Annotated in this window: 18 protein-coding genes; 5 read left to right on the top strand and 13 right to left on the bottom strand. The window is 41.6% G+C overall.

Annotated elements, in window-relative coordinates; genetic code table 11:
* Positions 1 to 5: 5 nt before the first annotated feature.
* Entirely contained in the window at positions 6 to 485 is a 480-nt protein-coding gene (gene ppdD, locus EDC41_RS05320; RefSeq protein WP_020831302.1) for a prepilin peptidase-dependent pilin, read from the bottom strand.
* 181 nt (positions 486 to 666) lie between these two features.
* Here ppdD and radA point away from each other — a divergent pair, with 181 nt between their 5' ends.
* Positions 667 to 2,046 carry a DNA repair protein RadA gene (gene radA / locus EDC41_RS05310; protein WP_006251344.1) on the top strand — a complete coding sequence of 460 codons (1,380 nt, stop codon included), beginning with the start codon at positions 667 to 669 and terminating at the stop codon, positions 2,044 to 2,046.
* Positions 2,047 to 2,100: 54 nt separating this feature from the next.
* On the opposite strand, the gene EDC41_RS05305 is transcribed toward radA, so the two are convergent.
* Positions 2,101 to 2,331, bottom strand: coding sequence for a YgjV family protein (locus EDC41_RS05305; RefSeq protein WP_006251345.1), 231 nt, complete (start codon positions 2,329 to 2,331; stop codon positions 2,101 to 2,103).
* Between the two features lie 119 nt (positions 2,332 to 2,450).
* Positions 2,451 to 2,945: a type 3 dihydrofolate reductase gene (gene folA / locus EDC41_RS05300; protein WP_006248397.1), complete on the bottom strand. Its 495-nt coding sequence runs from the start codon at positions 2,943 to 2,945 to the stop codon at positions 2,451 to 2,453.
* Positions 2,946 to 3,056: 111 nt separating this feature from the next.
* Between folA and proB the strand changes: the two genes are divergently transcribed.
* From proB to EDC41_RS05280, 4 genes are all read left to right on the top strand, one after another.
* Entirely contained in the window at positions 3,057 to 4,148 is a 1,092-nt protein-coding gene (gene proB / locus EDC41_RS05295) for a glutamate 5-kinase (protein WP_006251346.1), read from the top strand.
* On the top strand, positions 4,148 to 4,912 hold the full coding sequence (locus tag EDC41_RS05290; protein WP_006248395.1) for a TSUP family transporter: 765 nt from the start codon (positions 4,148 to 4,150) through the stop codon (positions 4,910 to 4,912). The genes proB and EDC41_RS05290 overlap by 1 nt, the downstream gene beginning before the upstream one ends.
* A 2-nt stretch (positions 4,913 to 4,914) precedes the next feature.
* Positions 4,915 to 5,547: an endonuclease III gene (gene nth / locus EDC41_RS05285; protein ID WP_006248394.1), complete on the top strand. Its 633-nt coding sequence runs from the start codon at positions 4,915 to 4,917 to the stop codon at positions 5,545 to 5,547.
* Between the two features lie 194 nt (positions 5,548 to 5,741).
* Positions 5,742 to 6,992 (top strand): multifunctional CCA addition/repair protein, encoded by a 1,251-nt coding sequence (locus EDC41_RS05280; RefSeq protein ID WP_006251347.1) that lies wholly within the window; start codon positions 5,742 to 5,744, stop codon positions 6,990 to 6,992.
* Between the two features lie 100 nt (positions 6,993 to 7,092).
* On the opposite strand, the gene EDC41_RS05275 is transcribed toward EDC41_RS05280, so the two are convergent.
* The 10 genes from EDC41_RS05275 to iscU form a co-directional block, all read right to left on the bottom strand.
* A complete protein-coding gene (locus EDC41_RS05275; RefSeq protein ID WP_006251348.1) occupies positions 7,093 to 8,028 on the bottom strand; it encodes a TDT family transporter in 936 nt (311 codons plus the stop codon).
* A 128-nt stretch (positions 8,029 to 8,156) separates the two neighbouring features.
* Positions 8,157 to 8,351 (bottom strand): Fe-S cluster assembly protein IscX, encoded by a 195-nt coding sequence (gene iscX, locus EDC41_RS05270; protein ID WP_006248391.1) that lies wholly within the window; start codon positions 8,349 to 8,351, stop codon positions 8,157 to 8,159.
* The gene (gene fdx / locus EDC41_RS05265) at positions 8,351 to 8,692 is read right to left on the bottom strand and encodes an ISC system 2Fe-2S type ferredoxin (RefSeq protein ID WP_006248390.1); all 342 of its coding nucleotides are present in this window, start codon (positions 8,690 to 8,692) and stop codon (positions 8,351 to 8,353) included. Before fdx ends, iscX begins: the two co-directional genes overlap by 1 nt.
* An 18-nt stretch (positions 8,693 to 8,710) precedes the next feature.
* Positions 8,711 to 9,076, bottom strand: coding sequence for an Imm51 family immunity protein (locus tag EDC41_RS05260; protein WP_006248389.1), 366 nt, complete (start codon positions 9,074 to 9,076; stop codon positions 8,711 to 8,713).
* A gap of 9 nt (positions 9,077 to 9,085) precedes the next feature.
* Positions 9,086 to 10,939 carry a Fe-S protein assembly chaperone HscA gene (gene hscA / locus EDC41_RS05255; RefSeq protein ID WP_006251350.1) on the bottom strand — a complete coding sequence of 618 codons (1,854 nt, stop codon included), beginning with the start codon at positions 10,937 to 10,939 and terminating at the stop codon, positions 9,086 to 9,088.
* A gap of 315 nt (positions 10,940 to 11,254) precedes the next feature.
* Positions 11,255 to 11,596 carry an endonuclease domain-containing protein gene (locus EDC41_RS05250; protein ID WP_006253362.1) on the bottom strand — a complete coding sequence of 114 codons (342 nt, stop codon included), beginning with the start codon at positions 11,594 to 11,596 and terminating at the stop codon, positions 11,255 to 11,257.
* A 147-nt stretch (positions 11,597 to 11,743) separates the two neighbouring features.
* Positions 11,744 to 12,376, bottom strand: coding sequence for a DUF2625 family protein (locus EDC41_RS05245; RefSeq protein WP_006248387.1), 633 nt, complete (start codon positions 12,374 to 12,376; stop codon positions 11,744 to 11,746).
* Positions 12,377 to 12,429: 53 nt separating this feature from the next.
* Positions 12,430 to 12,951, bottom strand: a complete 522-nt coding sequence (hscB, locus tag EDC41_RS05240; RefSeq protein ID WP_006248386.1) for a Fe-S protein assembly co-chaperone HscB — start codon at positions 12,949 to 12,951, stop codon at positions 12,430 to 12,432.
* A gap of 9 nt (positions 12,952 to 12,960) precedes the next feature.
* Positions 12,961 to 13,284, bottom strand: a complete 324-nt coding sequence (iscA, locus tag EDC41_RS05235; protein ID WP_006248385.1) for an iron-sulfur cluster assembly protein IscA — start codon at positions 13,282 to 13,284, stop codon at positions 12,961 to 12,963.
* Between the two features lie 108 nt (positions 13,285 to 13,392).
* Entirely contained in the window at positions 13,393 to 13,776 is a 384-nt protein-coding gene (gene iscU / locus EDC41_RS05230) for a Fe-S cluster assembly scaffold IscU (protein WP_006248383.1), read from the bottom strand.
* Between the last annotated feature and the right edge of the window lie 65 nt (positions 13,777 to 13,841).

Here is a 13,841-nt window from a genome sequence, read left to right as displayed (position 1 = left end):
TCAAATTAGCCGTTTGGTGTAACAGTTGTGCTACAGAAATTAGCTGGAAATAGGCTCGTATCATTGCCACTACAACTTGCCGTCCAACTAATCGTATTATTTGAGAACGACGGTGTTAAGGTATAGCCATAACCATTCAGAGAGCCTTTGCCGGTTACCGTAATCACGCCTTTTGTTACCGCAATTGAGTTTAGGTATTTAGTGGTATTACTACTGGTTTTATTCGCCTGAATCCCATTCGTGCCACCGGAGCAGTTATCCAGCCCGCCACTGTTGTAAATACAGAGTTCAACGTCTGATTTATACGAAGCAGAGGCTTGCAATAACTCCGATAACGCCGCCTTTTGGGTGTATGAGTTATAGGAAGGGATCGCAATGGTGGCAAGAATGGCAATAATCGCAATCACGATCATCAACTCAATTAGGGTAAATGCCCGATGCAGTTGGCGAATGCCAAGCGGTCGAAAATGTACAATTTTTTGCATATAAATTTCCTTATAAATTGCACCAACAAATTGTGGCGAATCAAGTGTGCAAATTTTTTGCCGGCTTTGCGACCGGCAAATGTCAATTTTTCGATGCAGATCGAAAAAATAAATTTTTCATCTGTTTATCCATACAGTTTTTTGATAGAATTTGCTAAATTTCGTCACTCAAGGATAAAAAATGGCAAAAGCACCTAAAACCGCTTATGTTTGTAATGATTGCGGGGCTGAATATTCCCGTTGGATGGGGCAATGTCGGGAATGTAAGTCTTGGAATACCATCAGTGAAGTGCGGTTGATTTCCAGCAAAGAAACCGCCAAATCTGACCGCTTTAGCGGCTATGCAGGTGAAACTTCAGGCAAAGTACAAACGCTGTCTGACATCAGCTTGCAGGAAGTGCCTCGTTTTAGCAGTGGCTTTAACGAGCTGGATCGTGTACTCGGTGGCGGTGTGGTACCGGGGTCAGCAATACTGATTGGTGGCCACCCGGGGGCAGGGAAAAGTACGTTATTACTGCAAGTAATGTGCGGTTTAGCCCAACATCTACCAACGCTTTATGTTACCGGTGAAGAGTCGTTACAACAAGTTGCAATGCGGGCAAATCGCTTAGGCTTACCAACGGCAAATCTGAAAATGTTGTCTGAAACCTCTGTCGAGCATATTTGCAATATTGCAGACCAAGAAAAACCGAAGATTATGGTGATTGACTCGATTCAAGTGATGCACTTGTCGGATATTCAATCCTCACCGGGCAGTGTTTCACAAGTGCGTGAATGTGCCTCTTTCCTTACCCGCTACGCCAAAACCCGCCAAGTGGCGATTATTATGGTTGGGCACGTCACTAAAGATGGCACGCTTGCCGGCCCGAAAGTGTTGGAACACGCCATTGATGCTTCCTTGCTGTTAGAAGGCGAATCCGATTCCCGTTTCCGTACTTTGCGTAGCCAGAAAAACCGCTTTGGTGCCGTTAATGAATTGGGCGTATTTGCGATGACCGAGCAAGGGCTAAAAGAAGTGAAAAACCCATCTGCGATTTTTTTAAGCCGTAGCGAAGAGCAAACGCCGGGCAGTTCGGTGATGGTGTTATGGGAAGGAACACGCCCATTGTTGGTTGAAATTCAAGCCTTAGTCGATCACTCAATGCTGGCAAACCCTCGCCGTGTGGCGGTTGGCTTAGATCATAACCGTTTATCGCTATTACTTGCGGTGCTACACCGACACGGTGGCTTGCAGATGTCGGATCAAGATGTGTTTGTAAATGTGGTCGGTGGGGTGAAAGTCACGGAAACCAGTGCCGATTTAGCCTTAATTTTGGCGTTAATTTCCAGCTTCCGTAACCGTCCATTGCCGCAAGATTTGGTGATTTTTGGGGAAGTCGGCTTAGCAGGGGAAATCCGCCCGGTTACCAGTGGGCAAGAGCGGATCAGCGAAGCCGCAAAACACGGCTTTAAACGGGCGATAATTCCTCACGGCAATGTCCCGAAAAAGGCAATTAAAGATATGCAGGTGTTCACCGTGAAAAAACTCAGTGATGCGTTAGATATTCTGTATAATCTCTAAAATCAAGAACCGCTTGTAAGTCTGTCTTACAAGCGGTCTGTTTTAGGTAAAAATTTACGAATGTGTGGCAGTTGGTCTATTGCCTTTGGAAATATAGTATAAATTAATACACACCACCAACGCATTTAAGCCGGTGACCGGAATCGAGCCAATCAGCAAACCATAAACAACGAAACAGGCACAACCCAGCGAATTCACCACCCGCAGTTTAATCACATCTTTTAATAAAAAAGAACAGGCAACTAAAATCATCGCCACATAGCCGAGTATTTCAACATAGTCCATTTAGAACCTCCTCAAATAAAATAAACTGCCGATATTTTAAAGGCTGTTTTTTTATTTGTATCTAGCTCTAAAAATAGCAAAGGTTTGCGTTCACATTTTTACTTTTAACCGCTTAGTTATTAAACAGATTTTCGTTCTAAACACATAAAACGGCAACGGAAAGGGTTATTTTCATCAATTTCTGACCACTTTTCTTCTACTAACGCCCAATTTTGTTCATCAAATTCAAAGAACGTATCCCCTTCAATGTCTGCTTGAATCTCAGTTAAATAAAGTCTTTCTGCTAGTGGTAAGGCTTGCTTAAACAGTTCCCCCCCACCAATAATCATTATTTCAGCTGTATTTGCAAAATTTTTCGCTAATTCAACCGCTTGTTCGAGCGATTGTACCGCATAAGCCCCTTCCACCGTAAAACCTGAACGGGAAAGAATAATATTAGGGCGTTTTGGCAATAACCTGCCGATAGATTCATAGGTTTTCCGCCCCATAATCACCGGTTTGCCGAGCGTGTTTTGGCGAAACCAGGCTAAATCTACCGGCAAATGCCACGGCATTTGGTTATCTTTGCCAATCACCTTGTTGATTGTTCGGGCAACAATAATGCTGATTTTCATTTTTTCTCCTGTTATGCAAATTGGTTTGATTTTATATCAAATTAAGCGTGATTTTACACCCTAAAAGTGATACTTTTGGCAACATTATTTTTAGTTACAAGTGAACAGATTATGTCAAAAACTATCGTGATAAAATTTGGCACCAGCACTCTCACACACGGCACTAAAAGTTTAAGCCGTCCTTATATGTTAGAGCTGGTAAAACAAATCGCTCAATTACACCAACAGCATCGTGTGATTGTGGTGACATCCGGAGCTGCCGCTGCCGGTCGGGACTATTTAGGACACCCTGAACTCCCTAAAACCTTAGCCTCTAAGCAAATGTTAGCAGCGGTCGGGCAAAGTCAGCTCATTCGAGTGTGGGAAAATTTATTCGATATTTATAATATCCATATCGGGCAGATGCTCTTAACCCGAGCCGATCTGGACGATCGTGAACGTTTCCTCAATGCCCGTGATACCCTTGATGCCCTGCTTGCACAAAAAATCATTCCGGTGATTAATGAAAACGATGCCGTTGCTACCGAAGAATTTAAAGTAGGCGATAACGATAATTTATCGGCTTTAGTTGCGATTTTGGCTCAAGCAGATCAGCTCTATTTATTAACCGACCAAGAAGGCTTATTCAGTGCCGATCCTCGCTCAAACCCTGATGCTAAATTGCTCTCGGTGGTGGAAAAAATCACGCCTGAAATCCGCCAAATTGCCGGTGGTAGTTCAACCGGTTTAGGCACGGGCGGAATGAGTACCAAAATTACTGCTGCTGATATTGCTACCCGCTCCGGTGTGGAAACCATCATCGCCTCCGGTTCTCGCCCAAATGTGTTAGTTGATTTAGCAAACGGGCAAAACATCGGCAGTAAATTTTTAGTCCAATCTGACCGCTTGGAAGGCAGAAAACGCTGGTTATTTGCTGCTCCGCAAGTGGGTGAAATTGTGGTAGATTTCGGGGCGGAACAAGCCTTGCTTCAACATAAATCATTACTGCCGGTGGGAGTTTCTGCCATCAAAGGCGAATTTACTCGAGGTGAAGTAATCAAAATTTTCAGCCAAGACGGCAAAGCCTTAGCACTCGGCATTGCCCGTTATAGCAGTGAGGCATTGCTGCGAATTAAAGGTAAGAAATCAAAAGAAATTGAATCGCTCCTTGGTTATGAATTTGGTTCTGTTGCAGTGCATAGTGACGAAATGGTGGTGTATTAATGGAATTGGGAATTGATGTTTTAGCAATCTTGTTTGCCGTTGCGACCCTTGCCGGCTTTATCGATGCCATCGCTGGCGGCGGTGGCTTACTCACTATTCCGGCATTAATGGCAGCAGGGCTTCCTCCGGCAATGGCACTTGGCACGAATAAATTACAGGCGTGTGGCGGATCACTCTCTTCCTCACTCTATTTTATTCGCAAAAAAGCTGTTAATTTAAAACAAATTTGGTTGCTAATTCTATGCACTTTTTTAGGCTCTGCCGCCGGTACTATTTTTGTGCAAATGATCAATGTCGATTTCTTAAAAACATTGTTGCCTTTCTTAATTCTGATTATCGGCATCTATTTTTTGGTCAGCCCTAAAATTGGCGATGAAGATCGTAAACAACGCATTAGCTTTACCCTATTTGCCTTTACCGCCGCTGTCGCTCTCGGTTTTTATGATGGAATGTTCGGACCGGCAACCGGCTCTTTTATGACTCTGGCATTTATTTTGCTGCTCGGCTTCAACCTCTCTAAAGCCGTAGCACACGCCAAAGTGATTAATTTTACCTCCAACTTTGCCTCATTAATTTTCTTTACGCTTGGTGGTGCGGTAATGTGGAAAATCGGCTTAATTATGATGGTCGGGCAATTTATTGGCGGCACACTAGGTGCGAAAATGGTGATGACAAAAGGCAAAAAATTAATCCGTCCGATGCTAGTGACTATGTCTTTTATGATGGTCGGCAAAATGCTCTACGAGCAAGGAATTTTTAATTAACAATGAATAAAGCAAAACGTATTGAGATTTTAACCCGTTTACGCAATGAAAATCCAAAACCGACAACTGAACTCAATTACAGTAATCCGTTTGAATTATTAATTGCCGTGATTCTATCCGCCCAAGCGACCGATAAAGGCGTAAATAAAGCCACCGATAAGCTCTTCCCTGTCGCCAACACGCCACAAGCGATTTTAGATTTAGGCGTAGATGGGCTAAAAGAGTACATCAAAACTATCGGCTTATTTAACAGCAAGGCAGAAAATATTATCAAGACCTGCCGAGATCTGATCGAAAAACATAACGGCGAAGTGCCTGAAGACAGAGATGCCCTCGAAGCCCTTGCCGGTGTTGGCAGAAAAACCGCCAATGTGGTGATGAATACCGCATTCGGACACCCTACGATTGCAGTCGATACCCATATTTTCAGGGTGTCGAACCGCACGAACTTCGCTCCCGGCAAAAATGTAGTTCAGGTAGAAGAAAAACTGCTCAAAGTTGTGCCGGACGAATTTAAAGTCGATGTTCACCATTGGTTGATTTTACACGGACGCTACACTTGCATTGCCCGTAAGCCTCGTTGTGGTTCTTGTATTATTGAAGATTTATGTGAGTTTAAAGAGAAGACGGAATAACATTATCTGGTGGTATTTAATGAATAACTCCCCTTTTAGAAAAGTAGGGGCTGGGGGAGATTTGATACTATTTCAACATTTCGTATGAGCGTATAGAAATTCTGCCAAATCTTCCCTACCCCCTCTTTGCTAAAGAGGGGAACTAGATCGAGCGTAAAATATAACAAGCGGTCATTTTTTGAGATTTTTTGCAAATGGATATTTATTTAGTCGGTGGAGCAGTGCGGGATCAACTTCTTGGGCTGCCAGTGAAAGATAGAGATTTTTTAGTGGTTGGCGCAACTGCCGAACAACTTTTAGCCCAAGGATTTCAACAAGTTGGGGCAGATTTTCCGGTGTTTTTACACCCTGAAACCAAAGAAGAATATGCCCTTGCTCGCCAAGAACGCAAGAACGGCAATGGTTACAACGGCTTTATTTGCGATTTCTCCCCAAACGTCACGCTTGAGCAAGATTTGATCCGCCGAGATTTAACCATTAACGCCATCGCCCAAGATGAAAACAGCACACTTTTTGATCCTTATGGCGGTGTGCAAGATTTAGAAAATCGGCTACTCCGCCACGTTTCTCCTGCATTCAGCGAAGATCCGCTACGGGTGCTACGGGTTGCCCGCTTTGCCGCCCGTTTTCATTCATTTGGTTTTACCATTGCTCCTGAAACCCTGAAATTAATGCGAGAGATGGTACAAAGCGGTGAATTGGAACATTTAACCGCTGAACGTGTGTGGTTGGAAACACAGAAAGCCTTTGAAACCGATAATCCGCACGTTTATTTTGACATTTTACGCTTAATTGGGGCATTAAAAGTGCTATTCCCTGAACTGGATCGTCTGTTTGGCGTACCACAACCACCTCAACACCACCCTGAAATTGACTCCGGCAAACACACTCTAATGGTGCTACAACAGGCAAAAAGACTTGCAAAAAAAGCGGAAAATCCGACCGCTTTACTCTTTGCAGCCCTTTGCCACGACTTAGGCAAAGGCTTAACGCCTGCTGATATTTTGCCTCATCACTACGGACACGAAGTCAAAGGCATTCAACCAACCCGAGAGTTAGCCAATCGGTTAAAAATCCCAACTGAGATTAAAGATTTTGCCCTTTTAGTGACCGAATACCACACGCATTGCCATAAAATGGCGGAACTTCGCCCTGAAACGGTAATAAAACTGTTTAACAGCCTAGATGTGTGGCGTAAACCAAACCGCTTTTTTGATTTCCTGTTCGCCTGTGAAGCGGATGCTAGAGGGCGATTAGGTTTTGAACAGAGGAATTACCCCCAACCTGAATTGGCGAAAAAATATTACCAAGCCGCAATCGAAATTGATGTGCAGCAAGTTATTCAAGACGGTTTTGAAAAACAAGCAATTCGGGAAGAGCTGAATAAACGCAGAGTGTATGCGGTAAGAAGCATCAAGCTAGATAGCGACCTAATAAACCATTAGGTTATCCGCCACTTTCTCAAAATCAATTCCCAAAGTTTAAGTTGGTTAAATGTATGGATTCTTTAAAAGGTGGCGTTATTTTAGTGAATTTATAATGTTCCTATGCTCTTGATTGTTGTAGCCACAATTTCAGGGTAAAGATCAGCAATAACCCAATGCCGAAATTGGCAATAGTGAAGCCGGCTAACCCAATAAAAGATAAAGGTTCAAATTGATAAAATTCAATCGCACCTCTTGCCATTGCAGCTAAACCAAATGAAAATGCCCAGAAACCCATCGAGAAGCCATTTTCAGCTATCCATTTGAGGTTTCGTAAAATAAAACAGAATTGTAAGAATCCATATCCCCATAACATTTTTGCCAACAAGTCTAATTCTCCACCCATAGAAAAATAGGCAGAAGCGCCCACAAATGCCGGAGCAAGAACAATTCCTAAAGATGGTCTAGCAATCGGAAAAAGCGGACTAAGCCGAATTCTTTGTAACATAGTGGGTTCATATACTAACCAGGAAATTATGCCAATGCCTAAAAATAAAGAGGCAATTTCACTGTAGCCAATTAAGCTTAATGAACTTGCCATAGTGAAGCTCCCTGCAATTGGCGGTAGGTAATGTACCGGGTGTAGCGTTTCCGGCAAAAATTGTGTGCCTTTCCATAATCCACCAATAATAAAAACCAAGAAAATTAAATGCACCATGACGCCTAAAAAAATCAATAGTTCGCCTAAATAAAAACCCCATACATAGAGCACATCACCGCTTATCATGGTTGTCATTGTCACTAAGGAAAATAAACAACATTGCACTGGGTGCATAAATTCTGCTTTAATCTGCTCAAAACAAAAAAACACACGATACACATAACAGCCTAATAAGGCTACCCAAAGTATGACTGACGTTCCAGCAATGATATTACCAATTGTTGTAGCATAAGGAGTGATAGGCGTTGCATTTAACCAGGCAAGGCCTAACGCCCCCAGCCCTAATGGCATTGCAAAAAAGCCTGTAGTTATTGGAAAAGGTTTAGATTCACTCATAAATTTATCCTCATATTGAAATAATGCATAACTGTATTCGGCTTTATAACAGTCATATGTAAAAAATTTTATTTTTCTAACCGCTTGTAATAAGAAAAACCTAAAGCACTTGCTTTAGGTTCCTACTACTATTCATACTCTTCTAGCCAGATAGTTAAAATCGCTTCAAGAATATGTTCATTTGATGCTTCCGGATCATCATCGAAATCTTCCATTTCACAAATCCATTTATGCATATCTGTAAAACGAACCGTGGTCGGGTCTAAATCCGGGTTCATATCATACAGATTTTCAGCGATCATTCGGGTATCTGTCCATTTCATTAGTGCGCTGCCTCATTTGCGTGATTTAAATTATATTTTGGAATTTCAACAACCAAATCTTCTTCACCAACAATACATTGGCAACTTAAACGGCTGTCTATTTCCAATCCCCAAGCTTTATCCAGCATATCTTCTTCTTGATCTGAAGTATCATTTAACGAATCAAAACCCTCACGAATTACCACGTGGCAAGTGGTACAAGCACAAGAACAGTCGCAAGCGTGATGAATTTCAACGCCTGCTTCGTGTGCTACTTCTAATAAATTATCTCCGGCTTTAGCTTCAACAACCATACCTTCCGGGCAAAATTCTTCGTGTGGAAGAAAAACAATTTTTGGCATTTTAAAGTTTCCTTATTACTAATCCCATTCAATATTATCCAGATGTTCGCCGATGAAGTTTAAAATCTCTTCCTCATTTTCAACCAGATAAACAATAATCTTCTTTAATTCCCTTGCTTTCTCTTTACTTTTCTCGGAAAGCGGATAGGTAACATAATAACATCCTACGTCCGGATCTTCTTCTAATAACTCTAATAGGCTTGGACGATAAATACTAAGATAAGCCCGTAAAAATGCAGCCCAGTTATAACCGTTCATATAGGCAACATCATATTCAGTATTAATCCGCTCGCCCAACTCAAAAATGCGGTTATCCTCTAAATCGAATTCAACCGCAACGGTTCTGAATTGTTCTGAAATCTCGGTTTTTACATAGTTAGACATACTGCCTCCTTATGCTAAATCGTCCATTTTTTTACCGGCTAACGCTTTTTGAATTGATAAATTCATACGCCGTGCTGCAAATTCTTGCGTAGCTAAATCCACCTCTTTGATACCTTGCTGAATTGCAAAGCGAGCAGTACCTTCTTTTAATTCGATTAAACGGGCTAATTGTGCTTCAATCGCTTGGAACTCCTCCACACTCAACACTGCAGAGCCATCTTCTTTCAATGCCGTTACCACGCTGTCAATCACTCGGTCGGCTTCTACTCGCTGTTCAACTAACTGGCGGGCTTCCATATCTTCTTTGGCATTTGCCATTGAGGATTTAATCATCTGCGTAACTTCTTCATCGGTTAAGCCATAAGACGGTTTGATTTGAATTGAAGCCTGCACTTTGGTCGATTTTTCCATTGCAGTCACGTTTAATAAACCGTCTGCATCAACTTGGTAAGTTACCCGAACCTGTGCAACCCCTGCTGCCATTGCCGGAATGCCACGCAAAGTGATTTTACCGAGAGAGCGACAATCTTCGACTAATTCACGCTCACCTTGTAAAACGTGGATTGTCATCGCCGTTTGACCGTCTTTACCGGTAGTAAACTCTTGAGCTCGAGCTACTGGGATAGTAGTGTTGCGTGGAATAATTTTCTCCACCAAACCACCCATCGTTTCAATACCAAGCGAAAGTGGCACAACATCAAGCAACAACATATCGGAATCCGGTTTGTTTCCAACTAAAATATCCGCCTGCACTGCCGCACCAATGGCAACAACTTTATCCGGGTCGATAGAGGTTAATGGCGTTTTACCGAAAAACTCGCCGACTTGTTCACGCACAAACGGTACACGGGTCGAACCGCCTACCATTACCACTTCACGAACCTCTTCTGCTTCAACTCCGGCATCTTTCAAGGCTCGGCGACAAGTCATCAGCGAGCGTTTTACAAGCGGTTGAATTAGCTCATTAAATTGCGAACGGCTTACTACGCCTGTCCAATTTGCAAATTTCACTTCAAATTCAACCGCTTGCGAAAGTGCGACTTTGGTTTGAGTTGCCAAAGTTAATAATTCACGCTGCTCGCTTGCCGTTTGAGGTTTGTAATTTGCCTGTTCAGCAATCCATTCCGCTAATAGGTGGTCGAAATCATCGCCACCGAGTGCGGTATCACCTGCGGTTGCTAATACTTCAAACACACCTTTGCGTAAACGCAAAATAGATAAATCGAAAGTACCGCCACCTAAATCGTAAACGGCAATCACACCTTCTTGTCCGCTTTCTAAACCATAAGCAATCGCTGCTGCCGTTGGTTCATTGAGCAAACGTAATACATTTAAACCCGCAAGACGTGCGGCATCTTTGGTACTTTGGCGTTGTGCGTCATCAAAATAAGCCGGTACGGTAATTACCACGCCTGAAAGCTCACCGGCTAAACGCTTTTCGGCAAATTGTGCCAAGTGGCTTAAAATATCCGCCGAAACTTCAATCGGGCTTTTATTACCTTGCGCTGTTTGGATTAAAGGTAAACCGTTTTCGCTCGCGACAAATTGATAAGGTAAATTTTGATAACGTTGCTGAACATCTGCCAGAGAACGCCCAATGAGACGTTTAGCTGAAATGACGGTATTTTTCGGGTCAAGTGCAGCTTTGGCAAAGGCTTCAATCCCAACTGTTTTTTCTGTTTCCGCATAATGCACTACTGACGGCACTAATGCTCTTTCTTGTTCATCAAGCAATACCTGAGTCTGCCCGCTACGCACAGTTGCCACTAATGAATTGGTTGTACCTAGATCAATTCCTACCGCTAATTTATGTTGATGTGGTGCAGCGGTTTGACCGGGTTCAGAAATTTGTAATAATGCCATTTATTTATCTCTTTATCTTTCTAACTTAGTTCTCTATTGTATTAAATGGAGTGAAATATATTGTTTAAGAGAAGCTGGAGATTCCCCTCTCCCTGATTTTTCTTCTGAACGAAGAAAAATCTATCCCTCTCCCACAAGGGGAGAGGGTTATTCTTTCAAAAATTCAAAACAACTAAAAAATTAGCATTCTCCTTTTGTAGGAGAAAATGTTGTTCTTTCAAAATTCTAAAATAACCGCAAAATTAACTCTCGCCCCTTGTGGGAGAGAGACAGATAAATCATTCGTTCAGAATGATTTATCAGAGAGAGGGGGAATTACCCTCTCGTAATTTCATAAAAAATTGTATCTAAAACAGCCTCTAGATCGCTATGAATTTGATTATTCCAAAATCTTAAAACCCTGAACCCCTGACCGTTTAAAAAATGAGTTCGTAGATTATCATAGTTTTGTTGATCTAAATGTTGTGAACCATCTAATTCAATAACTAATTTCGCTGAAAAGCAAACAAAATCGACAATATAGTTACCTATAACTTGTTGCCGTTTAAATTTTATCGCTAAAAATCGTTTTGCTCTTAATGCTTGCCAAAGAACCTTCTCTGCTTCTGTCATATTAGTCCGAAGCTGTTTAGCTCTTTGGCATAAAATTGCTTTCATTTTTTATTCCTCTTTTTTAATTTAGTATAAAAGGAATAAAAAATATAATTTGAGCGATTTTTGTGATCTAAATCGAAAATCAGAAAATTTCTTTCGTTCTAAAAAAATAAGCTAAACAGCCTATATTTCAGCCTCTCTTACAAACACTTAAGCCACCGAATATCCCATATTTTCAGGGGCAAATTCGCCTTGGTAGTGGCGTTCAATCGGAACGGCGATTTTACTTGTAAGATCCAGCACTTGATGCCCTTGTAATTTCTCTACATCGGTTTGCCAGTTTTCCCAACGCAAATCCTGATAAAAATGGTTTAAATCTCCGGCTAATGCCCAGCCTAGAAATTCTGAATAACCTAATTGGGTGTTTTCCCATTTTTTAGCTTTTGGATGATAATAATAAACTTTGCCAAGATCTGAGCCGATTCCGCCGGCATTAATGGCAAAATAGCCACCGATTGCATCATCCGCTACCAGCAAGTGGCTTGGTTGTTCGCCAGATTGTTTAAAAGTTTTGCCAAAGTTCCAATCAAATAAGCCTCGAGGCAATTTTTCGTTGCCTGAGCCTAAAATGCGTAACCAACCGTGGTCAATAAATACGCCACCGGTTTCATACACCATTGCCCCTAGCGGTGAGCGAGTAGAAAGTTGCATACCAACCAATGCACTGCCGGCATCTTCAGGGTAACTCGCTAAAATTTCGTAATGATTTTTGGCTTGGGTAAACCAGTCTCTTAAAATTAACCAAGCCGATTGTTTATCTAATAATTGTTCTAAATTTTTCATTTGCAAAATTTCCTTAGAATTTGACCGCTTGCGAAAACCATACAAATGTAGGATTAATAGTCAAAGAATTTTTCTTCTACTTTCTCAATCTGAATAATTAATTTTTTAAAGTAACGGAGCTTGTCGGTTAACGCATTGGCTTTTTGCCAGTCGGCTGTATTTAACGTTTGTTCAAGCTGTTCTAATACTGCTTTTTGTTCCGCTTTAATCTGTTTTAAAAAGACGGTCAGTTCGGTTTCGTCTTTACGATGCTCAATGGTTTCCAGTTTTTCGTGCCATTCGAGTTGCTGCATTAAGAAATCCACATCTCGCATACTTTTTTCTTCGAGATTTTTGGCTTCACCTGTATGGATTTCAATCATCGCTTCTGCCCGTAAAATCGGATCTTTAAGAATATTGAGTGCCTCATTGACATCAGCAGATTTTTGCACCGCTTCTAACTGTTCAGCACTTGATTTGTGGGCAAAGTTATCTGGGTGAAGCTGTTTCTGTAAAGCAAGATAACGCTCAGAAAGCTGGGCGTTATCAAGTTGAAATTGAACGGGTAAATCAAATAAAGTAAAAGGGTTATTCATTACAGTTCCTTACACACTAAAACTTTCGCCACAGCCGCATTCGTTTTTAACATTCGGGTTGGTGTATTTAAAGCCTTCGTTTAAGCCTTCTTTCACAAAATCCAGCTGCGTACCGTTTAAGTAAGTCAGGCTTTTTTCATCGACAATAACTTTTACGCCGTGTTGTTCGAAAACCTGATCGTCTTCATTTAATACATCAACAAATTCAAGCACATAGGCAAGCCCCGAACAACCGGAAGTTTTCACACCAAGCCTTAGCCCGATACCTTTACCTCTGTTTTCTAAGAATGTACGAACTCGGTTTGCGGCAGCTTCTGTTAAGGTAATGCTCATAGTTTTCCTTATGTGAATGGATTAAATCAAGATAGAAATAGCAAATGCAAGCGGTTAAATTTTGCAAATTTTTTGCAAAAATCGACCGCTTGCATTGATTGTATCATATTACTTAGCTTGTTTCTCTTTGTAGTCTGCAATTGCAGCTTTGATTGCATCTTCTGCTAAGATTGAACAGTGAACTTTTACCGGTGGTAATTCTAACTCTTCAGCGATATCACTGTTTTTAATCGCACCTGCTTCCTCTAATGATTTACCTTTTACCCATTCGGTAATGAGAGAACTTGATGCGATTGCAGAACCACAACCGTATGCTTTAAAGCGTGCATCTTCAATGATACCTTGATCGTTCACTTTAATTTGTAAACGTAAAATATCACCACAAGCCGGTGCTCCCACCATACCTGTACCGGTGTCTGATGCTTCTTTATCAAAAGTCCCTACGTTGCGTGGGTTTTCGTAATGATCAATTACTTTTTCGCTATATGCCATTTTTGTATTCCTTTTATTTCCTATTTCCGGCGAAACCTATTTCGCCCCTACATTCAATTTACTAT

This window comes from Mannheimia haemolytica (assembly GCF_004342115.1).
GTDB classification, from domain to species: domain Bacteria; phylum Pseudomonadota; class Gammaproteobacteria; order Enterobacterales; family Pasteurellaceae; genus Mannheimia; species Mannheimia haemolytica.
This window is presented reverse-complemented; position numbering and strand designations above follow the sequence as displayed.

Coding starts and splice junctions, on each gene's coding strand:
- hscA (WP_006251350.1), bottom strand. CDS start 10,939: ATGGCATTATTACAAATTTCTGAACCCGGTCAAACCGCTGCACCACAT.
- radA (WP_006251344.1), top strand. CDS start 667: ATGGCAAAAGCACCTAAAACCGCTTATGTTTGTAATGATTGCGGGGCT.
- iscX (WP_006248391.1), bottom strand. CDS start 8,351: ATGAAATGGACAGATACCCGAATGATCGCTGAAAATCTGTATGATATG.
- hscB (WP_006248386.1), bottom strand. CDS start 12,951: ATGAATAACCCTTTTACTTTATTTGATTTACCCGTTCAATTTCAACTT.
- nth (WP_006248394.1), top strand. CDS start 4,915: ATGAATAAAGCAAAACGTATTGAGATTTTAACCCGTTTACGCAATGAA.
- fdx (WP_006248390.1), bottom strand. CDS start 8,692: ATGCCAAAAATTGTTTTTCTTCCACACGAAGAATTTTGCCCGGAAGGT.
- iscA (WP_006248385.1), bottom strand. CDS start 13,284: ATGAGCATTACCTTAACAGAAGCTGCCGCAAACCGAGTTCGTACATTC.
- EDC41_RS05305 (WP_006251345.1), bottom strand. CDS start 2,331: ATGGACTATGTTGAAATACTCGGCTATGTGGCGATGATTTTAGTTGCC.
- EDC41_RS05280 (WP_006251347.1), top strand. CDS start 5,742: ATGGATATTTATTTAGTCGGTGGAGCAGTGCGGGATCAACTTCTTGGG.
- folA (WP_006248397.1), bottom strand. CDS start 2,945: ATGAAAATCAGCATTATTGTTGCCCGAACAATCAACAAGGTGATTGGC.
- EDC41_RS05260 (WP_006248389.1), bottom strand. CDS start 9,076: ATGTCTAACTATGTAAAAACCGAGATTTCAGAACAATTCAGAACCGTT.
- ppdD (WP_020831302.1), bottom strand. CDS start 485: ATGCAAAAAATTGTACATTTTCGACCGCTTGGCATTCGCCAACTGCAT.
- EDC41_RS05245 (WP_006248387.1), bottom strand. CDS start 12,376: ATGAAAAATTTAGAACAATTATTAGATAAACAATCGGCTTGGTTAATT.
- iscU (WP_006248383.1), bottom strand. CDS start 13,776: ATGGCATATAGCGAAAAAGTAATTGATCATTACGAAAACCCACGCAAC.
- proB (WP_006251346.1), top strand. CDS start 3,057: ATGTCAAAAACTATCGTGATAAAATTTGGCACCAGCACTCTCACACAC.
- EDC41_RS05250 (WP_006253362.1), bottom strand. CDS start 11,596: ATGAAAGCAATTTTATGCCAAAGAGCTAAACAGCTTCGGACTAATATG.
- EDC41_RS05290 (WP_006248395.1), top strand. CDS start 4,148: ATGGAATTGGGAATTGATGTTTTAGCAATCTTGTTTGCCGTTGCGACC.
- EDC41_RS05275 (WP_006251348.1), bottom strand. CDS start 8,028: ATGAGTGAATCTAAACCTTTTCCAATAACTACAGGCTTTTTTGCAATG.